General features: G+C 58.4%; 17 protein-coding genes. 8 read left to right on the top strand and 9 right to left on the bottom strand.

What is annotated here, in order from left to right:
* The first annotated feature begins 7 nt into the window (after window positions 1-7).
* The 6 genes from I6F38_RS05295 to I6F38_RS05270 all read left to right on the top strand — a co-directional run bounded on the left by I6F38_RS05295 (window position 8) and on the right by I6F38_RS05270 (window position 5,243).
* Window positions 8-1,318, top strand: coding sequence for a SidA/IucD/PvdA family monooxygenase (locus I6F38_RS05295; RefSeq protein WP_225159328.1), 1,311 nt, complete (start codon window positions 8-10; stop codon window positions 1,316-1,318).
* A 46-nt stretch (window positions 1,319-1,364) separates the two neighbouring features.
* Complete coding sequence (locus I6F38_RS05290) at window positions 1,365-1,706, top strand: cupin domain-containing protein (RefSeq protein WP_225159327.1); 342 nt, start codon at window positions 1,365-1,367, stop codon at window positions 1,704-1,706.
* A complete protein-coding gene (locus tag I6F38_RS05285) occupies window positions 1,703-2,770 on the top strand; it encodes an FAD-dependent oxidoreductase (protein WP_225159326.1) in 1,068 nt (355 codons plus the stop codon). Before I6F38_RS05290 ends, I6F38_RS05285 begins: the two co-directional genes overlap by 4 nt.
* 16 nt (window positions 2,771-2,786) lie before the next feature.
* Window positions 2,787-3,965 (top strand): alanine racemase, encoded by a 1,179-nt coding sequence (gene alr / locus I6F38_RS05280; protein ID WP_225159325.1) that lies wholly within the window; start codon window positions 2,787-2,789, stop codon window positions 3,963-3,965.
* On the top strand, window positions 3,962-4,678 hold the full coding sequence (locus I6F38_RS05275; RefSeq protein WP_225159324.1) for a hypothetical protein: 717 nt from the start codon (window positions 3,962-3,964) through the stop codon (window positions 4,676-4,678). Before alr ends, I6F38_RS05275 begins: the two co-directional genes overlap by 4 nt.
* Before the next feature lie 352 nt (window positions 4,679-5,030).
* Window positions 5,031-5,243, top strand: a complete 213-nt coding sequence (locus I6F38_RS05270; protein WP_225159323.1) for a hypothetical protein — start codon at window positions 5,031-5,033, stop codon at window positions 5,241-5,243.
* 729 nt (window positions 5,244-5,972) lie between these two features.
* Here the strand turns inward: I6F38_RS05270 and groL are convergent.
* Together groL and groES are read right to left on the bottom strand one after the other, a co-directional pair.
* Window positions 5,973-7,613 carry a chaperonin GroEL gene (gene groL, locus I6F38_RS05265; RefSeq protein WP_225159322.1) on the bottom strand — a complete coding sequence of 547 codons (1,641 nt, stop codon included), beginning with the start codon at window positions 7,611-7,613 and terminating at the stop codon, window positions 5,973-5,975.
* Between the two features lie 89 nt (window positions 7,614-7,702).
* Complete coding sequence (gene groES, locus I6F38_RS05260) at window positions 7,703-8,017, bottom strand: co-chaperone GroES (RefSeq protein WP_137484070.1); 315 nt, start codon at window positions 8,015-8,017, stop codon at window positions 7,703-7,705.
* Window positions 8,018-8,174: 157 nt separating this feature from the next.
* On the opposite strand from groES, the gene I6F38_RS05255 reads away from it, so the two are divergent.
* Window positions 8,175-8,411, top strand: coding sequence for a hypothetical protein (locus I6F38_RS05255; RefSeq protein WP_225159321.1), 237 nt, complete (start codon window positions 8,175-8,177; stop codon window positions 8,409-8,411).
* 213 nt (window positions 8,412-8,624) lie between these two features.
* Here the strand turns inward: I6F38_RS05255 and I6F38_RS05250 are convergent, their stop codons facing one another.
* Together I6F38_RS05250 and I6F38_RS05245 are read right to left on the bottom strand one after the other, a co-directional pair.
* Complete coding sequence (locus I6F38_RS05250) at window positions 8,625-10,997, bottom strand: LPS-assembly protein LptD (RefSeq protein WP_225159320.1); 2,373 nt, start codon at window positions 10,995-10,997, stop codon at window positions 8,625-8,627.
* Between the two features lie 839 nt (window positions 10,998-11,836).
* A complete protein-coding gene (locus I6F38_RS05245) occupies window positions 11,837-12,721 on the bottom strand; it encodes a hypothetical protein (RefSeq protein WP_225159319.1) in 885 nt (294 codons plus the stop codon).
* Window positions 12,722-13,612: 891 nt separating this feature from the next.
* Here I6F38_RS05245 and I6F38_RS05240 point away from each other — a divergent pair.
* Window positions 13,613-14,260, top strand: coding sequence for an FkbM family methyltransferase (locus I6F38_RS05240; protein WP_346657091.1), 648 nt, complete (start codon window positions 13,613-13,615; stop codon window positions 14,258-14,260).
* A 1,054-nt stretch (window positions 14,261-15,314) separates the two neighbouring features.
* Here I6F38_RS05240 and I6F38_RS05235 read toward each other — a convergent pair.
* The 5 genes from I6F38_RS05235 to I6F38_RS05215 are packed head-to-tail and all read right to left on the bottom strand — an operon-like array spanning window position 15,315 to window position 21,756.
* Window positions 15,315-16,676, bottom strand: coding sequence for a condensation domain-containing protein (locus I6F38_RS05235; RefSeq protein ID WP_225159318.1), 1,362 nt, complete (start codon window positions 16,674-16,676; stop codon window positions 15,315-15,317).
* 17 nt (window positions 16,677-16,693) lie between these two features.
* Window positions 16,694-17,935 (bottom strand): MFS transporter, encoded by a 1,242-nt coding sequence (locus I6F38_RS05230; RefSeq protein ID WP_225159317.1) that lies wholly within the window; start codon window positions 17,933-17,935, stop codon window positions 16,694-16,696.
* Complete coding sequence (locus I6F38_RS05225) at window positions 17,932-18,873, bottom strand: sulfotransferase (RefSeq protein WP_225159316.1); 942 nt, start codon at window positions 18,871-18,873, stop codon at window positions 17,932-17,934. The genes I6F38_RS05230 and I6F38_RS05225 overlap by 4 nt, the downstream gene beginning before the upstream one ends.
* 29 nt (window positions 18,874-18,902) lie before the next feature.
* Window positions 18,903-20,213: an aminotransferase class III-fold pyridoxal phosphate-dependent enzyme gene (locus I6F38_RS05220; protein WP_225159315.1), complete on the bottom strand. Its 1,311-nt coding sequence runs from the start codon at window positions 20,211-20,213 to the stop codon at window positions 18,903-18,905.
* Window positions 20,214-20,241: 28 nt separating this feature from the next.
* A complete protein-coding gene (locus I6F38_RS05215) occupies window positions 20,242-21,756 on the bottom strand; it encodes a GMC family oxidoreductase (RefSeq protein WP_225159314.1) in 1,515 nt (504 codons plus the stop codon).
* Window positions 21,757-22,509: the final 753 nt, after the last annotated feature.

Below are 22,509 nucleotides of genomic sequence, written 5' to 3'. Positions count from 1 at the left end.
TCATGAGATGCTGAAGCACGCCGACAGCTATAACGTCATCGCGATCGGTGCGGGGCCGGCTAATCTGAGTCTGGCAGCGCTCGCGGCTCCGATTCTGGACATCTCGTTGAACGTCCTTGAGAGCTCAGAGAAGGTAAAGTGGCATCCCGGTCTGCTTTTGGCAGGTGCCGTCATGCAAACCAGCCCGCTAAAGGACTTGGTCACACCGGCTGATCCGACGAGTGCATACAGTTTCCTCGCCTACTTGCATGATAAGAAGCGACTTTATCAAGCTATTGTTCGGGGACTGGCGTCTGTTACCCGTAGTGAATTTGAGGACTATTTGCGCTGGGCAGCGGCGAAGCTGGCGAACATTCAATTCGGCGAGCACGTGAGCGCAGTCGAACTGCGCGGCGAGGTCTTTAAGATCATAACGAATTGCCGCAATTACCAAACCGCTACGATTGTGCTTGGCGTGGGCAGGGTACCGTATGTTCCTGAGTGGGGCAGGAATGCGCCGCCAAATGAGGTGTTTCACGGGAGTACCCTTCTCCTGCGGCGACGTGAGCTTTCCGGCAAGCGTGTCGTGGTCGTAGGTGGCGGCCAAAGCGGGGCTGAAATATTCCTTCATCTCCTCAGTGGTGCATGCGGTCGATTGGGAGCACTGACCTGGGTGACGCGCCGCGCAAGCATATTCGCGCTCGAAGACAGTCCTTTCGTCAATGAATGGTTCTTTCCGCAGCATGGTGATTGGTTCTTTGACCAGAGTGAAGCCGCCCGGAAGCAAATTCTTGAGCGACAATCGTTGGCGAGCGATGGCGTGAACTGCTCGACGCTGCGCGCTATCTACAATGCGCTGTACGACCGCGAGGTTCATAGACGCTCCTACCCGGCGCACGTAAAGATATACGTGGACACTACGGCGGAGGACTTGCGCGGCATGTCTCCCTTTCGCTTGGGTTTGCGTCAGCGGAAGACAGGCACTCGTTCACAACATGTCGCAGACATTGTCGTCTTGGCCACAGGCTACCGCACCGAAATCCCATCGTTTCTTGAGCCGATCGCAGGTCGGTTCAAGGTCTTGAATGCTCCGGGTGGCTCTCAAGAAATCGTGGTCGATAAGGAGTTCTCGGCTCGTTTTGATGGTCCCGAAAAGTGCCGCTTGTACGTCCAGAATGGCGCACGCCTTCAGCATGGCATCGCTGATACAAATCTAAGCCTGGTCCCTTGGCGCGCTTCGCTAATCCTCAATTCGATCATCGGCCGCGTAGCCTACAATTGCGGGCCGGGAACTGGCGTCATCGAGTGGAGTAGCGTTGGCTTCGACGGCTCCTGCTGACCGGCAAACAGGTCTGCCACGACAACTGGATCGTTCGGAGTATGCCATGAAGAATGCACGGTTGATGGCCTTGGGCGACATGATTGTCTATAGCCCCGGTGTCGTCTTGCAGCACGTTGAAGAAATCGGTGATTCCGGGACCCCTTGTCCCGTCGAGCTCATCGAATTCCAGCTGGATCCGTTCGCTGTGTCGACGCCTCATTCCCATTCTTCCTGCGAGATCTGGCGCATCACGAGCGGGAAAGGTCGTGTGATAACCGACGATGGAGAATTGGCTATCAAGGCAGGCGATCTGGTGTTTCTGCAGCCGCATCGAACCCATTATTTGGAAAACCGCGGCAGCGAAGTCCTGAGCGCTTTGTCTATCGCCTGGGAGGGAGGTCGATGACCGACAGCATTTACGACCTGGCGGTCATTGGCGCCGGCGTCATGGGCCTGAGTGCCGCCTTTATTGCAGCGAGCAGCCGGCCAAGGGATAGAATCGTCATCGTCGATCGAGAGACCGTTGGGGCAGGTGCCAGTGGGTTTGCCCCCGGAATCCAAATCAACATCGGTCGCAATGAAAAGGAAAGAAGCCTCCTCAATCGTGGTACAAAGATTTGGCGAGAGATCTATCCCCATGGGCGGCCCGGCGGTCGAGACTGCGACGTATTGTGGTTGACGCGCGATCCGGAAGAACTCACGCGAACGAGCTGTGTGGTTAGCACCGTCCCATCGACTTCTTTTGCACTCAGGGAGAGACTTTCCTCGCTGCCGCAGTTTTTGATTCCCGGCGATATGGTCGTGGCGCTGGATCGGGGGTCTTACTGTCCAGTCAATTCAATTGTTCAGGACCTGGCCCAAAGGCTCGGGGCTGTCGGGACGTCGATACGGGAACGCACATCGATTGCGCGGATACGGCAAAGACCGAGCCATCTTCTCCTTGAGAGCTCTGATCATAGCGAACTCCGGGCAAGACGGGGCGTTCTTGCAATTGGTCCATGGCTGCCAGACTCGCCGTTGCGCGCGCACCTCGCCAATGAGCCGCGGTTGCGAGTTAAAAAGGTCGTCGCGCTTCACTTGGCGGCGCACCCCACTACGAACTGTCCAATGATAGGCTTGTTTGATGACTATGCGTTCCTAATTCCTATGATCGAGGAGGGGTATTGGCTGTTCAGTTTCACCTCGCAAGAATGGGATGTGAGGCCTGACCCAGGTGGGCTGCACGTTAGTTCGGATGATCTCGCGCGCGCCACCGCAATCCTGACGAAATGGTTTTCTCCTGACATCCCCGCAGTAGCATCAGCGCGTGTTTTTTGCGACTGCTATTCTGACGATGGTGTCCCGTTCTTTCGCCCGGCTCAAGATGTCGCCGGTCTGTCTGTCATTGGCGGTGGTTCAGGTAACGGGTTTCGTTTTGGGCCGGCGTGCGCGGAAGAGGCAATTGGATCGCTGTATTCTCACCATCGATAGTCTTCGGCGTAGCGTGATGAAAAGACATAAGCCGATCGGTCTCGAAGCCAATCCCTACTACGAACTTGCAGATGCCGTTCGTGAGACGTCGAGATCGACCATGATTATTGATCTCAGCGCCATTGAATCCAACTATCGAAAGTGCCAGGCGCTTGCGCCTCGCAGCGCTTGCGGCGCCGTTGTCAAAGCCGATGCCTACGGTCTTGGCGCGACACGTATAGCGCCCTTCCTGGCGTCCCTCGGCTGCGCGCATTTTTTCGTCGCCGATGTGGAGGAGGGCATTGCCCTGCGCGATGTGCTGCCATCATCGGCAAGGATCTATATGCTCTACGGCGCTAGGCCGGGTATGGAGTCGGCGGCCGAGCAGCACAATTTGTTGCCGATTCTCAACAGCAAGGAACAATTGGAGGCCTGGCTTCGGCATTGCCGACTTCGCAATCGCGCGCTGCCGGCAGGAGTTCATGTCGACACCGGCCTGTCTCGATTGGGTTTTTCCACTGATGAGTTGCACACAATCGCCGAAAATAGAAGTGGACTATCTGAATTTCCTGTCGTGCTGTTGATGAGTCAGCTCGCCTGTGCAGAGTGGCGAAACGAGATCTGTCTCCAGCAACTAAATCGGTTTCGCAGACTTTCCCATCTGTTCCCGAATGCGATTCTTTCTCTATCGAATTCGGCCGGATTGTTCGCCGGACGTGAGTTTCATTTTGACCTCGTGAGATCGGGGGGAGGAATTTTCGGCTTCGCGGCGTCAGATGATCCCGATTTCAAGCCAATGCAAGTTGTTCATCTGCGAACGCAAATTATTCAATGCCGTAAAGTCGAGCATGGGGAAGCGATTGGATACTTCAGGTCCTACACAGTAAAGAAGCGGATGCGGGTCGCGACCGCCGCGATTGGTTATGCAGATGGCTTTCCACGTAATCTGGGTAATCGAGGGCATGTCTTCATATATGGTCGTCGTGCGCCTATCGTCGGCTTCGTTTCGATGGACCTTATCACCATCGACGTAACTGACCTGCCCGAGAGCTGGACGCCGGCCGGGACAGTGGTGGACCTCATCTGCCCCGAGCAGACTATCGCAGATATGGCGTCAGCCGCGAAAATGCTGAGCGACGAATTGACTACGGCGATGGGACGACGATGCCGCAGGCTTTACGTCTCATCCGCAAGAGATGATATGAGGCACCGGTGAACTCCTCCACGCTCCGATCCCAGCAAGTCAATCGAGCGATCTACCTAGGCGATGAGGGCGTGCGTCTCATGCGTCCCAGCTACTTCACTGCCGAGGTGCGTCAATTTCATCATCGTGAGAGACTATTTTACCTCGATCTCCTGTGCACGACCCACTACAAGCTGATCATAGAAGTAGGTTGTAATGGCTACCGCCTTATCGGCATCAAGAACGATGACAATGATTATCTTGGCATCGAAATCAATCCACCTCGTATTCGCCGGTTAAAGAGCAGGAGAGGAGCGGTTATCCGCTGCGAGGCCAGAAAATTTTTCAAGAGAACGCGGCTAATCGACGAGATAATGCGCCGCTATGATGGAAAGGTGCTCTGCATACTGCCATTTAATTTTATTGGCACGATGGATGCGCCGATGGAATTCCTGTCGCTGGTCTGTAAATCGCCTTTTGATCTAGCTTTGTCGCTCTTTTCGACGAGCGAGGCGGCTACGGTGGCTCGCCGCGAATACTATGACCTTTGTGGCATCACCGTTCAGGGGGTGGCGCGCACGGATGACTATGTTCGATTAGATTGCTCCAACGGTTTCCGGGCGTTCGCTTTCGATCCGGTCTTTCTGGTGAACCACATATCGTCGTATGGCTTCCGCTTGAATGACATAGAATGTTATGATGTCTGTAACTTCCTTCATTTCAAAAATGAGTCATCCCGAAAATGAGCGGTCAGTAATGCCAACTGAGCTCAAAAATAGACACGAGGTCATCGACGCCAGCCGGATCACTAGAAAGCAAGCACGGAAAGCCAGAACTAATCGCATAGCCCGGCACCATCAGGCAACGACGAGCTTGCAACGAGCCAAGCCCAGACCTGCGACACGCGCGATCGGGAAGATGACCCAATCCGGAGTTTCTTTCGGCTTCGTCCCTGCTTTCTAGATGAAGCAGAAATCGTCCCTCCTAGCCTCGGCATTCCGAGAGCAAGGCGCCCTCTTCGGCTTTCTTCAGACTGTGTCGTCCAAGTCACCAATAAGCCGGAGCTTCGGCCTATGTTGACCCTGAGCGAGGACTTTCATGTACGACGTCTACTTGAACGAACGGAACGACCTTCTCGTCGTTCCTCGAGGCAATTCCATTCCGATCGATCTCAACAGGAACTGGCGGAAGAAACGTATCGTGCGTTCGGTTAGCGAGCAGATCCGCGAAGATGTTCGGATCTACGGCTACCATCGGCGAAAATTGCCGCTAAGTCGTTCGATGAAAACCGTAGCTGACAAGCTAGCTTGATCTACAAACAATGAGCGATCGACAAAAAGATTGCGAACGGTCGTAAATTCCTCTCGTTTCATTTCCGGACCGATCGGCGCAACCGAGAGCGCCAAACCGTTTTCCGGGGCCGGCAAGCGATCGCCTATCGCACGCGGGATCATTAGGAGCGAATAGAGCTTTGAAAATAACACGTGTGAATCTCAGCGAGGAACCCAGGCTTCCTAGGTATCTTAACCCTAAACTGCCCCGTTCCTCAGTGGTTCCGTTGGCCCCTAACCCTCGGCGCTTTGGTCTGCGGGATCGGAAAAAACCCTGATAGCCCGCGAAGCTGCTCGTCATCGGCGCCGTCGAGCGGTAGGCAGGTGCGATCGCTTCTGCATCATGCGCGGAATTGAGGGATCCAATAATTATCGCTCATGGGACGTCATTGATATGCTTCGTTGATCGGTGAATTCAATTCGCGCTCGATCAGCGCAATTCTACAGCATATCTCGCAGGTTCACCCACCGTCATGTCGGAAGCCGATCCATTTGAAGACCAAGGGGTCAGGAGAAAAGTCGGACTTACCAACTTAGGTCTGAGCCGGATCGCCGCTGATTAAACGGCTTGATGGCTTCGGCGTTGGCGTTCTCGGGGGGCAACCGCTAATCCACTTCGGGCTGGCAATGGCTCCCTGGTGCAAGCTTGGCCGAAGAAAACCCCGGCATTGCTGCCAGGGTTCTGCCTGTCGAATCTTTAAGAGAGGGATCAGAAGTCCATGCCGCCCATGCCGCCGCCCGGAGGCATCGCGGGACCGGGCGCGATCTTCTTCGGCAGCTCGGCAACCATCGCTTCCGTCGTGATCAGCAGCGCCGCCACCGAGGAGGCGTTCTGGACTGCGATGCGCACGACCTTGGTCGGGTCAATGATGCCCTTGGAGACAAGGTTGCTGTACTCGCCGGTCTGCGCGTCGTAGCCGTAAGAGTACTGATCCTTCTCCAGGACTTTACCGACCACGACCGAGCCATCTTCACCGGCGTTGATCGCGATCTGCCGAGCCGGCCAAGACAGCGCCTTGCGCACGATTTCGACACCGGTCTTCTGGTCGTCGTTTGTGGTGCGCAGGCCCTTGAGCTGCGCGGAGGCACGGAGCAGGGCGACGCCGCCGCCCGGGAGAATGCCTTCCTCGACAGCCGCGCGGGTCGCGTGCATCGCGTCATCAACGCGATCCTTGCGCTCCTTCACCTCGACCTCGGTCGCGCCGCCGACGCGGATCACCGCGACGCCGCCTGCGAGCTTGGCGAGACGCTCCTGCAGCTTCTCACGGTCGTAGTCCGAGGTGGTCTCCTCGATCTGCGCCTTGATCTGGGCAACGCGGGCGTCGATGTCGGCCTTCTTGCCGGCGCCGTTGACGATCGTGGTGTTCTCCCTGTCGATCATCACCTTCTTGGCGCGACCGAGCATCTGCAGCGTGACGTTCTCGAGCTTGATGCCGAGGTCTTCCGAGATGGCCTGGCCGCCGGTCAGGATCGCGATGTCCTGCAGCATGGCCTTGCGGCGATCGCCGAAGCCCGGAGCCTTGACGGCCGCGACCTTCAGGCCGCCACGCAGGCGGTTGACGACGAGGGTGGCGAGGGCTTCGCCTTCGACGTCCTCGGCGACGATGACCAGCGGCTTGCCGGTCTGCACCACGGCCTCGAGCAGCGGGAGCAGCTCGTTCAGCGAGGAGAGCTTCTTCTCGTTGATCAGGATGTAGGCGTCGTCCATCTCAACGCGCATCTTGTCGGCGTTGGTGACGAAGTAGGGCGAGATGTAGCCGCGGTCGAACTGCATGCCCTCGACGACGTCGAGCTCGGTCTCGAGCGACTTGGCTTCCTCGACCGTGATCACGCCCTCGTTGCCGACCTTCTTCATGGCGTCGGCGAGGAATTTGCCGATCTCGGCATCGCCGTTGGCCGAAATGGTGCCGACCTGGGCGATCTCCTCGTTCGAGGTGACCTTCTTCGAGTTCTTCTGGAGGTCCGCAACGACGGCTTCGACCGCGAGGTCGATACCGCGCTTCAGATCCATCGGGTTCATGCCGGCGGCGACCGACTTGGCGCCTTCGCGCACAATGGCAGCCGCAAGCACGGTCGCGGTGGTGGTGCCGTCGCCGGCAGCATCCGCCGCCTTCGACGCCACCTCGCGCACCATCTGGGCACCCATGTTCTCGAACTTCTCCTCGAGCTCCACCTCCTTGGCGACGGCGACGCCGTCCTTGGTGATGCGGGGGGCGCCGAACGATTTCTCGAGCACCACGTTGCGGCCCTTTGGACCGAGAGTGACCTGTACGGCGTTGGCGAGAATGTCGACACCGCGCAACATGCGGTCTCGCGCTTCTACGCCGAACTTGACTTCCTTGGCTGACATAATCGAAATTCCTCAGTTTAATCTCTCATCCTTCGACGCGCCCCGGGGCAAGGCGTTCGTCAAGGGCTGAACGGATGTGGAGCGCTGGACTAGGCGGCTTTCTTCGTCGAAAACACATCGGTGAGAACGCCCATAATGTCGCTCTCCTTCATGATCAACAGCTCCTGACCGTCGACCTTGACCTCGGTGCCTGACCACTTTCCGAACAGCACCCGATCGCCGACCTGGATATCGATCGGAATCAGCTTACCGGTCTCGTCACGGCCGCCTGGGCCAACCGCGACGACTTCGCCCTGCGATGGCTTTTCCTTGGCTGTGTCGGGAATGATGATGCCGCCAGCTGTCTTCTCTTCAGCGTCGATTCGCTTGACCACGACGCGGTCGTGAAGCGGACGGAAATTCATGTAGGCCTCCTGAGCATTGAACAAGTTGACGATGGGCGCTTTCTGAGCAGCACCATTATTGCAAGAGCCAGGCCAAAGACGAGCGGAGCGACTCTGCCCGCGGTTCAACTGAATCGCACGCATGGCCTGTGTGTGTCAGTCGGAAACAGACGCCGTCATGTACTCAACCAGCCAAGCTGTTGCGAACATGACACTGCGTATCGTCAAATCCGGCCATATTGGCTCCACGGTTCTCGATTGCAGTGGCGGAGATTACTTTGATCAAAGCCGCGTGCCAGAGCGGCAATCCCTTGCAACTCCGATTGGCGAAAAAATGGATCCGATGAGCATTGCAGAAATGTCTTGCCGCCGGCTGGTCCAGAGTTCAGACCGATGCTGGCAGGGCTGCAAATGATTAGTTTGCCAGACATTGTCTCCAGGCAGCTTGGTACGGCGATGCGTGCGATACTGAAGAGTTCGTCAAGAAGCTCCGCTCGATGAATATGATGTTGGCGGAATAACAGATGTGCCAACTGTCTCGATTCAGACCGGCTTCCGTAAAGAAGCAGTGTGCTTTTCCAGAAGTCGCATTGTGAATTGTCCCCCTCCGGAAGTGATACACCGTCGTTCAAAAATTGACCGAGTTTATCCCGATCGTTCGTAAACCGAGAGTGAGAAGGTAGGTCTTGTTCAGCACTGGCGGTCCCGAACCAACGGAGTAGTTGTAGGAACTTACGTAGTTCGCCGCCAGAACGAAACAATCGTCGACATAGCCAGCGCCGAAAACATACTGATTGATCTTGTTGGACTGGAGATCCCAACGCGCCGAACCCGTCACCACCCAATTTGCGGCGACTTTAAGCGAACCGGTGGTCATAATCCCCTCGCGGCGGGCCTGATAGCCGAGCTCCGGCTGCTCCGCATAGTCGCCATACGTCACGCTTGCAGACCAGCGGTCGAAGTTCGCGCTGGCCTGGGCCTCGAACCGGTTGATGTTCCAGGTCGCCTCGTCCATCCGCGAGCGGACGCTGAACGTGTAGGTGCGGTTGGGCGAGTAGGCGAGGCTCGCGACATAGTCCGAGCGCGGATTCTGCAGGCCGGAATCGATGCCGGTGTTGGTGACGTCCGCGACCGCAAACGAGTTCAACCCGAACATCTGGTAAGACTGTCCGAACATCGCGTTGACGCTGCCGCCGCGATCGAACTGGTTGGTGGCCTGCACGCCGACATTGGCGCGGCTGCCGCCCTCAACGCGATCGTAGCCGGAGAACTTGTCGACCGCAAACAGGTTGCTGGTGTCGAATACAAAACTTTGTGCGTCCTCGTTAGGAAGCTTGCCGGCTTTTGGTTCGTCGGGCCGGATGATGACCTGCGTGATCGGCTCGATGGTCGTCGTGCCCCACGGCTGCACGTTGATGAAGGGGTAGCGGTATTCGAAGCCGACGGTCGGCATCAGGCGAACCGTCTGGGTATCGCCGACCGGCAGGAAATTGGAAACGCCCGGCTGGTTCGAGATGTCGGCGTGGATGGCATCGGCGCGGACGCCGACGAACGGCGTCCAGATCTGGCCGAGCGGGTCGGTATAGGATTTACGCCACTGCGCCTCGGCGGTCAGCCTTGTGTAGGTGCCCGGCATGCCGCGCAGCAGGCACCGCGAGGGCGCCCGCGCCATCGGGTCCGCGGATGTGGTCAGGCACAGGCCGTTGGTGTTGGCCGTCGTCGTGATCGGGTCGAACACCGCGGTTTCGCGGGTCAGGTTGGTGAAGTTCACCTTGTAGCTGAACTCGCCACCGAAGATCGGGCTGTTGATCACGTTGTTGTAGTCGATAACAGGCGCGACCACCGGAACCTGGTTCTGGTTGCCGGAGTAGCTGCGATAATGGATCGCGCGTGCGTCGAAGAAGCTGCGGTTGCCGACGCCGATCAGATAGAGCTGCGAGATCGCCTCGGTCGGCAGCGACAGGAACGATCCGAACGGATCCTTGTACTGGGCCAGCCGGTAATCGGACATGAAGTAGTAGTCGGTCAGCAGCACGCCGTCCCAGCCCCAGGTCCATTTGTCGTTCAGCGCGAACTGACCCTTGGTCTCGATGCCGCCGCGGAACTGGCGATCACCGGGCTGGCCGGCGAAGGCGCCTTGATCAAGCTGGTCGATGCCGTAGAGCCGGATCTGATAGGCGCCGTTCGACAGGCGCTGGCGGAATTCGCCCTGGAACAGCACGCCCTGCTTCGAGGTGATGCGCGGATTGAACGTCGCGTCGAAGTCCGGCGCGAGCGCGAAGTAGTAGGGGATTTCGACGCCGACGCCGAACGCCGAATACGTGGTGAAGCCCGGCATCAGGAAGCCGCTCTTGCGCTTCTCGGTCGGATCGGGCGTCGAGAAGTAGGGCAGATACGCCATCGGAACGCCGAAGAATTCGAGCTGGGCGTTCTCGAAATAGAGCATCTTCTCGGTCTGGTTATGGATGATGCGCGCGCCCTTGACCTGCCAGAGCGGCGGCTTCTTCGGATCATCCTTACAGGGCGCGCAGGCGGTATAAACGCCGTTGTCGAACACCGTGTAATTGCCGCTGGACCGATCGGCGCGGGTCGCCGCCATGCGGGTCTGGTCTTCAGTGTCGACGCGCAGCGAATCGACGAACCCGTCGCGGTAGTCGTCGCTGAGATCAAGGATGTTGGCGTAGGTGATCTTGCCTTCCGCATCGGTCATGCGGATGTTGCCTTCGGCATGAAGACGCTTGGTCTTCTGATCGTAGATGACCTTGTCGGCCTCGACGCTGGTGCCGTTGTAGAACATCTGGACGTTGCCGACGGCCGAGATGCGCGAGTTGTTATAGTCGTAATCAATCTCGCCCGCCTGCACGAGCATGTGATTGTCGTCGATCAGGTTTGCCCTGTTAGCTCGCGGTTGGTGTTGATTATAGATGAAACCCTGCGCCGATGCGGTCGCGGGCGCAATGACGGCACAGGCAGTCGCAACAACACCCGCGACCATGAGCATTAAGCCACGGCGGCCAGCGATCGCAACTGTCCACTCCAGAGGTGTCGCTGGCTCAGTAAGGCATACCTGCCGAGCGGGAGAAGAACGGCGACAATCCCGGCTGACTCTCGCGCAGCACGATCCTCGCGACGGCTCCAATATAGCATTTATTCCAATCAATCGGACGAGTCCATCTGAGCCTTTACGGGATTGCGAGCCGTCATCGACAGAACGGAATGTCTCACATCTGAAGCAATCGACGTGCCATTGCATCTTTGCTGACGTTGGCGAGCCATGACTGTAAATTCTGAGACATTGACGTCTCGGATTTGACGCGGATCGGCGCAGCCACGACACGAATTGTCAATGGTGACGATGCTCGAAGCTTTAGTTCGTGCAATTACCGCTACCACAGCGCGTTGTCGGCCGGTGTTCACGCTCGTAGGCGCGATGAACTAGAACGCTCGTTGCCGCGCGAGTTACCAACCTCATGAAGGCAACCGCCAAGCTAGTCCGCCGGCTCTGCCCTACCGGAGGACCCTTCAGTTCGCCACGATGTTCGGTCTGACGATCTTGTGCTCGTCGTGTATGTGTTTCGCCCTCAGCGAACCTTGATGAATTGCCGCCGTCTTCTGGCCGGGTTTACTTCTATGAAGGCCGATTAGATCTGCGCGTTGCTGGCGGCCAACAAAGCAATCAGTGGCTTTCAATTGCCGGTGCTGCGTTTGCCAGGATCAGTGCTGCTTCACATTTGACGCCAGAACGTTGGTGCCACCTGGCAGCAAGTATCACCCGTGTCTTTGATTTGCAGAATTGTCCCTGAAAATGGTGGTCCCGGGACAGATTGAACTCAATCATGGTCAATACCCTAATCCATGAGCGGCTATCATTATTGGAGCGGCTCCACCATTCCTGGCCAGCAGACAACGGCTCAGAATGCCATTCGTCGCCTCGGTAGCCCAATTGTCAGCCATGGATCGTTCCACGTTTACGGGGGGAAATCCTCTGCCGGGATCGCCGGCCTCTTGCACAAAAGCGTCAGCCAACGAATTCCGCAACCCCGAGATTGTTTCCGTGTCGGACGGCGAGATCGCGCAAACCGCAGCTTTATTGCCTGCGTCCATGTACACCTGAGGCCCAAAGGCGTCACGGCTGGCATTAAAGGCCATGATCAGGGTGTAGGTGATCCTGGTGCCGTTCAAGGATGTAAACGTATGGCTTCCCCGCAAGGCGACAATGGATATCGGATCAAAAATGGCAAGCCAATCCCCATAGAGTTTCGGACGCTGCTGCCCGGTAACCCTTATTCCGGCAAAATCCGCAAGCTGATCCTCCGCACATTGTTCTGGAATGCGACGAATGCAGTTCGGTTGTTGGTCATCGCTGCTCAGCGACTTCGTCCAGCGGCGAGGGTACGAGAGTGCTGGAAAGCTGTCGGTAGCCTGCGGAGCAGCGGTCTGATCGAGGCAGAAGAGGTCGACGACAGCTCTGGTCGGCACGGGACGTCGTTGCGATTGCTTGAAATCCAGGATTGATAGCGAGAACTTTGCTCGAGAACTCCCCGAACTGCAGTCACTGGAGCAGGTGACGGGCGCCACATACATACTCGCCACCAGCATGGATATGCCGGCAAGCAATACGAGGCCCACGAAACACAGGTGCAGAAAGTATCGTGATTGTCGAATCAGCCTATCGACTGGCATGGCTATGAAGTCCGCCGCCGGCCGCGCCGAGGCGATCGCCAACGGCCAATTGTTCCTCTCTCCTGTGGCTCAGCTGTCACTGCTCCCTGCCAAGGTTGTTGTGTCTCTCAAAGGCGAAGCGACGCCGTCTCATAACTCGTCACCGCATCATCGATGCTGCGAAGCGCGGGTGCCGATGCCGTCCACAAAAAGCAATCTTCGTGCCTCGCGCACAGTGCAGTTTTGCGAAGGCTTCGTGGTATGTGCGTGCCTTCGAGAAACGATGATTGTCTGGATCCGGACAAACTCGGTGCAGCAGCGCGTCGGAATGCGTGCACCAACGACTGATAATATGCTGTTGCCGGTTGATATACGTATTGGAGCGGTACGCTTAGCCGTGCGAGGAGTCAGATGGTCATCCTTAAGCCGCGATCGGCCGACCTGGAGTCGTCCCCAGGAACGTTCAGCGTGATCGCGTCCGCTTCAGGCCGAGCAATCCATGACTGCGATATCGAAAAGTCGCGGCTGCGCGAATTGGGAAAAGGCAGCCGTTAGCTGGCAGCGTGATATTCGGCCCGGTCGTTAACTGCGCTCGAGGAGATTGCCATTGTCATTCAGGAAGCGACAACCTGCCCGAAACCGCCCCATCAAAAGCGGCCGCTCTAAAGTGCGACGAAGCCGATCCGTTGGCACTGGAGGCACATCGGAATCTGCTATTCGCTCCTCGTGCAGGTCCCGATTGCCCCTGATAAAGCTGTCGTTGCAGGGCAATTGCTGGGGCGTTCCCAGTGACAGGCTCCTGTTCGTTTCAAATTGGTCGCCGCCATGGATGAAGGGGCTGGGCGAGCACATTAAATATATACGTTGATATACGTTGTGCAGGAGCGTCCGGCGTGTGATTGCGGTATCGAGAATGAAACTCACCCGATCCTTGCGCCAATGGAAAGACAAACAGTGTCGTCTGTAGAAGTACACCAGCACATCGTCTCACTTCTTCAGAAACCGAATCCTGTTATCCTGGATATCGGCTGCAATGACGGAACCGATACCCAACATTTCCTCAACCTGTGCCCGCAAGCTCAAATCTACAGCTTTGAGCCGGACCCCAGAGCGATCGCGCGTTTCAAAACGAAGCTGGGCCCGTCCCTGGCTAAGGTAAAACTGCTTGAAATCGCGATCAGCGATCGAAATGGAACGATCGATTTCCATCCAAGCAATGCAGATGGTGATGCGAAGGAGTGGGACCTTTCCGGTTCGATACGCCGCCCGAAAAATCATCTTACCGAGTATGATTGGGTTCGTTTCGATGGCCCCGTCCAGGTTCAAACGCGGCGGCTTGACGATTGGTGCAACGAAGCTGGGCTGAACACGGTGGATTTCATCTGGATGGATGTCCAGGGCGCCGAAGCCGATGTGATCGCCGGCGGCATGCAGACCTTGAGCAACACGCGATTCATCTACACGGAATATAGCGACCGGGAGCTCTACGAAGGGCAACTGTCGTTACAAGCCATTCTTGATCTATTGCCGTCATTCGAAGTAGCGGCTCATTATCCCCGTGCTGTAGAGGGTGATGTATTGCTCAAGAATACGCGCTTCTAACGCCTGCCACATATCCGGCCCTCATTTACCGCTGGAAGACCTGCCCCGGTTCTCTGCAGCGTGGCGCTACAGGACGGCCGAACGCCAAGCGAATGGATACTGCGGTCCGGACAGGCGCGTTCCAACGTTCCCTTCTCGTCGCGGTGGCCATGCAGGCTTTGGCGATAGCGCACGTAGGTGGAACCCTCGATAACTTTTGTGATTGTTTGGAGATCATTTGTTTGGCGGGCTGGTACGGCCCGCGCCTCTGAGGCGAGCAGCTCGAGCGTTCTCAGATGCCTGAACCAACACTGCCAACTGGCGCTCAAAGCGTTTAATCGTCTGAACTGCTGCTGTATGCTCTGGTCCTCTAGGAAGCCGATCCACTGCTTCGAACAAATGCCAAAGCGACTGCATCAGTTCTCGTAGATCCTTAAGATGCGCCACTTCGATTACACGCTTAGGGTCGCTATTGTTCGTCGATGAGAAGGCATGCTGAAACATTCGCGTTCAGCCCTTCGCTAGTCGGGCGGTGCATAGCGAGTTTGTCGCCCCTCATCGGCTGCAGCCCGCAATCTGCGATACGTCGCTGGTACAAAGCATCGTCGGTGAGATTCTGCGCCATCATGTGTGAGTATGCTTGCAGCAGCGCATGATCCCGAAGCATCAGTGGCCTGCCGTGCGGGGGGAGTCTATTCTTTGAATGAAGAATTGCAATGACTGTGCCATCGCGAGCTCAATGTAGAAAGGACATGGATATGAGGATGCTAGCTCGCAATTGATTGCAATATCTGAGTTGTTTTAAATCCGACATGCTTGTCGGCACCGTGAATGCTACACTGCGGAGCAAGAATGTTGTCGACTTGGCCTAGCGAGGATCATCTTGATCGCTCGCAAGAAAGTCGCCCGAACCAAAAGATAGAGTAGATAGGGCCTATGCTTATGCCCGCCTCGGAGCAGGTGGCGCTATCGGCATGCTGCTGAATTTAGCTCGCTTCTGGTCGCCACGCACGAATGACCGCGATCGTAACGCGAACGGTTCTTGGTCAAGAACGCCTAACTCCGTGCCACCCTGTCAGTCGATTGAGAGCCGCGGCAGCGAACGGGCGCCGCTGATCAGATGGGCCTGCGCTGCCACTTCAGCAAGATAGTCATCCATTGCACTTTGCGCGGTTATGGTACCAGGGTGGCGAAAGTTCACGGAAATTCCGTCCTGCCAGCGACTGATCCACAGGTATGTCTCGCAAGCATCGGAGCTGCGGCTAATCAGAAATCGCGTCCGCCAGTGAGGCCAGCGGTCCGATCCGGGCACCGTCCGATTGTCCATATAGGATACCATGAAACGGTCGCGCAGTGTGGTGCCGAGCAGCTCCATGGCCTTTGAAAATGGCACCTGAGCCGTTTTCTTGGCGCGTTTGAGTTCGAACCGGGCGGCGTTCAGGATTTCCGGCAACGTATCGGCCACCCGGAAGCTCACCGGGCTCATCCCGACATACCATCCAATCGAACGCATCGAGCGCAGATCGTACCTGGTGTGAAAGGGCGCAACGGCGTGGAATTGTCGTTGGTTCGCCAGTGTCTTTCCTGCCAGCGCCAGACAGGCGAAAATTCCCGTCGCCGCGTTTCCGCCCTGGGACCTGCAGCCGCGATCGAATTCGGATGCGCCAGCCGCATCGAGCAACCACATTTTTCCGCTCCGCTGCAAGGATCTCTCCGGCTTATCGAATGATAGCGGAAAGTCCGGCAATTGACCGCCGTTCGCCGCGATCAGATCGCGCCAATGGCCGATAGCAGGATGGTCATCGGTTAGATCGGTCAGTCGCTCTCGTTCGGCCTCGGCGTGATCCAGATAGCTGTGCACCGCCGCCAGCTTGGGTTCCACTCGACGGATCGCGGCTGTGTATAGTTCGTGGATCTCATACGGTACCAAGGCCATCGAGTAGGCATCGCTAACAGAGTGGTCGGAGGCGAGCAGGAGGCTCGTGGATGTCGGCCGGCTGATCGTCACGAAGACATACGCCGGCCAGCGCAGCGGGTTGGTCTCCGCGTCAAACAGTTTTTCGAGCAACTGAGCAGTTTCGCCGCTATCGGCGCAGTCACTCACCACGGTTTGCTCAAGCGCTGAAGCGCCTGGATCAATCGTGGCGCGATGCATTGCCGATCCATCCTTGGCCAATCGGCTGCGTAATACCTCGTGCCGATCGACCCAGCCGAGGATCGCTTTGGTCAGCGCAGCGGCGTTGAGCTCGCCTGGCAACTCGAATGCTGCGCCGAGCCAGCCCGGTCGGCCATCGTCCGCAGAGCGAAGATGTTCCTCTTGCACATGGGACGGGCGGCGCGGGTCAGCCCGCCAGCTGATCGGCTCGGGGACGTTGATCCGCCAAACCATGAGCCGCCCAGGCTGCCGATCAAGATCGCCAAATTCTTTGATGTCCATGAGCCAGTCCGTCGCGGTCATAGACGCACGCTGCCCGCCTGGCGCAGCCGCCAAATCCACACTATGGAGGCCATGCCAAGCACGCTGCTCGCGAGCAACGTGGTACGCAGGCTCGTCGCAGCAGCGACCGCGCCGCCGGCCAGCGCCCCCAGTGAGGCCAGTCCCCACACCACGCTGCGGATACTCGCATTGATCCGGCCCTGTAAGTGCGGCGGGACCAACGCATATCGAATGGGAACCTGCTGCACGTTGTAGATCCCTTGGCCGGTCCAAAGCATGAATTGAGAGAGGGTCACGCATGCCACTGCGGCCCACCAGGGCTGGGTGAGCAGGGCCGCCAAGCTCATTCCGCCGGCGCTCACCGCCAAACCGAACATTAAAGTTGGGCCGAGGCCGATCGCCCGGCCCACCCGCGGTGAGCTAGCCGCGCCGACCACACCGCCAAGCGCACCGATGCCGAGCGCCATGCCGACGAGCCGGCTGTCAAACCCGAGATCCTTGGTCAAATGCAGCAGAAACACCGCAGAATACGCGTTGTGCCAAAAGATGAATGTGCCGCTGGCCAACGTGACTGCCCGCAAAATCGGATTGCCGAACAGGCTTGCCAAACCCTCGGCGACTTGGCCGAGCACCGCTCTCGGCGCGGCCTCCGAGCACCCAGCGTTACGCAGGGGCACCAGAGACAGCAACGCGGCGGCAAGCAAAAATGAAATCGAGTCCGCCAGTATTGCGGTCGGGGCAGAGAATTCGTTGACGAGCCAACCGGCCAGGAACGGACCTGCTGCCATCGCGCCCGCTTGGCTGAGCTCCAATGAACTCTGTGCCCCAACCAGCTGTGAGCGATCTAGCAGGGTGGGTATGCACGCCAGATAAGCCACGTCAGCGATCACTGCGGCAACCCCAACCAGCATGCTCGTCGTGTACAACTGAACCAGTCCGAGATGTCCAAGGTTGGCGAACAAGGGAATTGTGGCCAGCGTCGCCGCCATCACCAGATTGGCGGTCAAAAGGATCCGCCGATGCGGGAGGCGGTCCACGACGACCCCGGCGAACAGACTCACCACCAGGTACGGCGCTCGACCGCAGGCCAGCAGCAGCCCCGTTTGCGCCGGTCCCGCGTCCAGCAACGTGATTGCGGTTAGCGGCAGCGCCAGCATGGTTACATTAGAGCCCAGCAGCGAAATGGTCTGGCCGACGAGCAGCGCAAGATAGCTTCGTGGCAGTCCACGAGGCGCGGCGGAACAGCGCGGGCGGCTCACGCGTCGCCAGACAGGCGGGGAGCCGACAGATACCCCAGTCGGCTCAGCTCACTTTCGGCGATCTGCTCGAATTCCTCGATCTGGGCTCGCGTCAGATCTTGGACGTAACGACCGATCCTGCCTCGGTGCAGCGGCTTCCCCGCAGCCTCGGCGGCCGGATGGCCGTGCGGTTGTTCGAACAATACGTGCTCGTATTCAGCGTGACGCAGCACGGCCTCATCCCAAGGCAAGCCGAGATGATCCAGGATTCGGGCCAGAGTGGGACGGGGACTGCTTACAAGATCCTCGTAACGCATCTCGAGATAGCGGCCAGGCGGCGCGATTCTGTGTGGTTGAGATACCACTTCCAGCCAACCGCGCGCGGCGTCCGCAACAGTTCGGTATCCCCAATCAGGAACGGTTTTCAGATGAGAAGCGGCAACGTCGCGGCCGTCCCGTACGATATGCACGAAATGTGCGCGCGGCCACTGCCGGGCGAAGGCGTCGGTCTGGGCAATGTTGCGCTGCAGTTTCAAGCCCCAGCGCCGGGCCCCACTACGAGCTCGGCGCAACTCGCCCATCTCGTTGATAAGGCGGCATCGGGCGGCGAACGAAACAATGTCGTCGCCCATCTCGACCATCACCTTGCTGACCAACCCACGCATATCATCGAAGTCGAGGCCGAACCGGCGGCACTGGACCACAAAATGCACCCCATCATACCAGAACGGATCGACCGTGTTTTTGGTCATGCCGGCGACACGGGAATCGCCGGCCGCCAGGAGGTCAATTGCGCTCAAGATGTGAGTGCCGAGATTGGGCGGTTCGAGGAAGTCGATCTCCGGCCCGGCTACCAGATCCAGATGCGAATCCAGCACGATGCTCAGCAATGTGGTGCCCGAGCGGTTCTCGCCGCCGAGCAGCACCGGCGATGTGGAAAATGGATTGAGCGGCGGCATGACGGTGTTCTCTGTTGGAAAATGCCTGCTCATCCGCAGACGGGCCCGGCGAACCAGCGCCGAACAGCCCCCGGGGTGGCCACGAAATGATCCCTGGCGAACCGTACAGCGGCCGCGACTGGATCCGGGTCGCCGCTGGTACTCTCCGTACGGGACAGAGCGGCTGGCAGGGCCTCTCCAGCGGCCTCGACAGCCGCCTTTACATCGGCGTCGGATACCGCCGCCGATGGCATGAAGCGGCCACCGTACTGCATGAGGAAACCCCGGGCCCACATCTGCTGGAAAAAGGCATGGCCAAGTTCGGCGTTGGCAAATACGACATCGAACATAGTCGGCCAGGCGAATGCCCATGCCGCGACCTGCTGTCTGACGAAGACCTCGTTGAGCCCCTTGATCAGTTGCTCGCCAACCTCGCGCATCCGAGCCAGCAAGATCCCGTCGCGCAAAGCGTGCAGGGTGCTAAGTGCGGCCGCGAACGGGGTAACCTCGCGCTGGTAGGTGTTGCCCATGTATGTCTTCTCGGCGGCGGCGAGTACGTCCGCGCGACCCGCGACTGCGGATAGCGCCATTCCATTGGCCAGTCCTTTGCTTAGCGTGATCAGATCGGGCGTGACGCCGACCGCCATGTGGTAGCCGCCAATGCCATAGCGGAATCCGGTCATCACCTCATCGAGGATGAGCAAGGCGCCGTGCCGATGCACCAGCCTCTGTAGTTCCTGATGGTATTCGGGCGGGAAGAAGTTGACCTCGGGGGTGATGATCACCGCGGCGACACGCTGGACGCTTGCCAACTCGTCGAGCAAGTCCAGGTTGTAGCGAAAATCCACGCTGTCTCGGTCCCGATTGGGTAGCCCCATCTCTGGTCGGTCCTGCAACTGCCAGTCGTGCCAGCCATGATATCCGCTGGTAAGCACATGGTTCAGCCCTGTGAAGGCGCGGGCAAGGCGGACGGCGGCGGTAGTCGCACACGATCCCGTGCGGAAAAAAAGTGAGCGTTCCGCGACGGGGAAGATCTCCGCCAATCGTTCGGCCAGTTCGACCCGGTGCACGGACAGCGGTCCAGGCAATATGCCGCCGGTACGGCGCATCTCGGCGGCGGCGTGCGCCAGGACCGGCTCGTATCCGGCACCGAGCGGCGCGGCACCACTACAGGAAGTGAAATCGACATATTGTCGTCCATCGATGTCCCATGCATGCGCACCCGAAGCGCGCGTCATGACGACCGGAAAACGCCTGTTGAGATCCCATTTTTCCGACGCTGTGACGCGCAACGCGCGGCTTAGTGCTGATCTGTGCGTGTCGGTCGCGGCCGCGGTTGCAGTCGGGGTGGCGATGGACATCAGCCGTCTCCGTTTGATAATCATGCCCTTAGGTGAGCTGCGTGACTATTCTTCGAGCGATCCGCAGGGCGTTCGCCTGAATGGTGAATGTCGGATTGACGCCTCCGGAATAGGGAAAGAAGCCGCCATCCGCGACATAGAGATTGTCGATGTCATGCACCCGGCCCCAGCGGTCGACCACGGATTGTGTCGGGTCGACGCCGGCACGGCAGCCACCATGCAGATGTCCACTGCCGAAATGATAATTGGAATCCTGAAAATCGACTTGTTTCACGCCGGCCTCCGCCAGCAAGTTCGACGCGCGTCGGCACAAATAGCCTAATCGGCGTTTGTCCAGCGGATGGGTCCAGTAATCGAGAATGATCTTCGGCAAACCCAGCCGATCCAGGCTGGTAGCCAGTCGGACCGTATTGTTGCGCATGGGTTGGTCGGCCGCCAGGAAATGCAGCCGTAATGTTATCTTTCCATCGTGGTCCGTGCGCTCAACCCGACTTGCTTCGTAGATCATTCCGCCGAGTCCCGAAGGAGCCTCCTCGTCCAGGTAGTGATCGGAGATCGCAACGGTGGAGAATGGGCCACCGGCCGGGCGCGCGGACATCGGATCTATTGCGATGCTACCGGACACGTAGCCGCTGATTTTGAACGAGATGCCACTGCCGACCATGCCGGAGGCGTTGCCGATGCCGTTGGGCGCTGCCCGCTGAGCCGATCTTAGCAATAGGGCGGCAGACTGCACTGCATTTCCGGCGAGTACCACGCAGCGGGTGCGGACCCGCGCACGTTGTCGGCTGAGAGTGTCCAGCCATTCCACCGAACCCGCGCGGCTGACGTTGGCCAGATCGATGCGTACAGCCTTGCTGCCGACTGCAACCGTCAGCGCACCGGGCGGCAGGGCGACATCTGTGAACGGCGAGCGTGCGTCGGCTCTGGCGCCGGTAGGACACGGGTGTTCGTTGCAAGGTCCGTCACAATCACAGGCTGGCCGGCCGCGATAGGGTACGGAGTTGATTGCCAACGGGGTGGGAAAAGGCACCTGGCCTAAGCGTCCGCCGGCATCGGCGATCAACCGCCCCTTCGCGCTGTAATCATGCGGGGGCAGAACGGGAGGATCGCTTGGTGGTTCGAATGGGTCCGCTCCGGCTAGGCGGGCCACTCCCATGCGCCGTTCTAGCTCCTCGTAAAACGGGCGTAGTTCGGCGTAGTTGATCGGCCAGGTAGGGTCAAGCGCGTCTCCGGCTACGTGCGCTCGCGCATCAAAATCGATCGTCCGATAGCGGAAGGCTATTCCGGCATACAAAGTCATTCCGCCGCCGAGCGCGCACACGGTCCAGGGACGTCCAAACGACGTCAACGTACCTGCCGCAGACCTCACGAGGGCGGGATCCATACCATCTTGGACGCTCGCCAGCGAGGCGCCGGGAGGAAGCGCCCGACCTTCCTCGAGAAGCAGTACTCGCAAGCCGTGTTGGGCGATCTCGTAGGCCACGGTCGACCCGCTGGCACCACTCCCGACAACGCATACGTCAACGATATCGGCCGTCATTATCCCACCTCTGACACCAAATATCGACGATGCGCAATCAAAGCCCTATTGATCAGTGACCGGCTGCTCAAGATAACTGCCATAGCCAACGATGAACGCGCGGCAGTCGCGAACTACCGAGAGATCGTACAATGTGACGCCACGTACGATTCAAGGCCGTCCAAGCCACTACCGCGCGAATATGACGGATGGCTGGGTCGGGCGGTTGTCCGATCCACCTAACCTGTGTAGCTGACGTGGGTGAGCAAACGTGTCTGCACAATTTGCGGGCGCTCGCGAGCTACTTGGGTTAAGCGTCACAAAGGCCATGCGGGCAGCATTTCGAAGGCCACCAGGACTGTTATCTCCTGAACTTTTCGAAATCATCAGACGCGGGTTAGCTGGAACAGCAAAGCCGGGCATTTTATCTAAAAAAAAGCCCGGCCTCATTCGAGGGCCGGGCGGAAGTCAGTCTGGGCGAACGAGGCTGCTAAGCGTCGCGCCAGCTCGCGTCGACAGAGGGAGGGCTGCCGACGGTTATTTGCGGTGATGCATTCACCGCAAATTTCTAATCATGAACCGATTGATGTCGGTCTGGCGTTGTTTCCTTTTTTACCAAGGCGATATTCACCAATGCGCGGACAGCCCGGGATCATCTGTCCTCGACGCCACTCATCTCATCGATATGATCTTGACGATCGTCGTAAAGCAAAGTCGACCGCTTAGGTGTCGTTGTCGCGCCTCTGGCAGAGGAGCCCCGCTGGCTTGCCCGAG

This window comes from Bradyrhizobium sp. BRP56 (genome assembly GCF_020194035.1).
GTDB classification, from domain to species: Bacteria; Pseudomonadota; Alphaproteobacteria; order Rhizobiales; family Xanthobacteraceae; genus Bradyrhizobium; species Bradyrhizobium australafricanum.
Note: the sequence above shows the minus strand (reverse complement) of the source record. Positions and strands in the feature narration are given on the sequence as shown.

Bases quoted from the DNA above. Each gene is read 5' to 3' on its own strand.
- I6F38_RS05290 (WP_225159327.1), top strand. From the start codon at position 1,365: ATGAAGAATGCACGGTTGATGGCCTTGGGCGACATGATTGTCTATAGC.
- I6F38_RS05255 (WP_225159321.1), top strand. From the start codon at position 8,175: ATGTACTCAACCAGCCAAGCTGTTGCGAACATGACACTGCGTATCGTC.
- I6F38_RS05215 (WP_225159314.1), bottom strand. From the start codon at position 21,756: ATGACGGCCGATATCGTTGACGTATGCGTTGTCGGGAGTGGTGCCAGC.
- I6F38_RS05285 (WP_225159326.1), top strand. From the start codon at position 1,703: ATGACCGACAGCATTTACGACCTGGCGGTCATTGGCGCCGGCGTCATG.
- I6F38_RS05225 (WP_225159316.1), bottom strand. From the start codon at position 18,873: ATGCCGCCGCTCAATCCATTTTCCACATCGCCGGTGCTGCTCGGCGGC.
- I6F38_RS05235 (WP_225159318.1), bottom strand. From the start codon at position 16,676: ATGGACATCAAAGAATTTGGCGATCTTGATCGGCAGCCTGGGCGGCTC.
- groL (WP_225159322.1), bottom strand. From the start codon at position 7,613: ATGTCAGCCAAGGAAGTCAAGTTCGGCGTAGAAGCGCGAGACCGCATG.
- I6F38_RS05220 (WP_225159315.1), bottom strand. From the start codon at position 20,213: ATGTCCATCGCCACCCCGACTGCAACCGCGGCCGCGACCGACACGCAC.
- I6F38_RS05295 (WP_225159328.1), top strand. From the start codon at position 8: ATGCTGAAGCACGCCGACAGCTATAACGTCATCGCGATCGGTGCGGGG.
- alr (WP_225159325.1), top strand. From the start codon at position 2,787: ATGAAAAGACATAAGCCGATCGGTCTCGAAGCCAATCCCTACTACGAA.
- I6F38_RS05270 (WP_225159323.1), top strand. From the start codon at position 5,031: ATGTACGACGTCTACTTGAACGAACGGAACGACCTTCTCGTCGTTCCT.
- groES (WP_137484070.1), bottom strand. From the start codon at position 8,017: ATGAATTTCCGTCCGCTTCACGACCGCGTCGTGGTCAAGCGAATCGAC.
- I6F38_RS05250 (WP_225159320.1), bottom strand. From the start codon at position 10,997: ATGCTCATGGTCGCGGGTGTTGTTGCGACTGCCTGTGCCGTCATTGCG.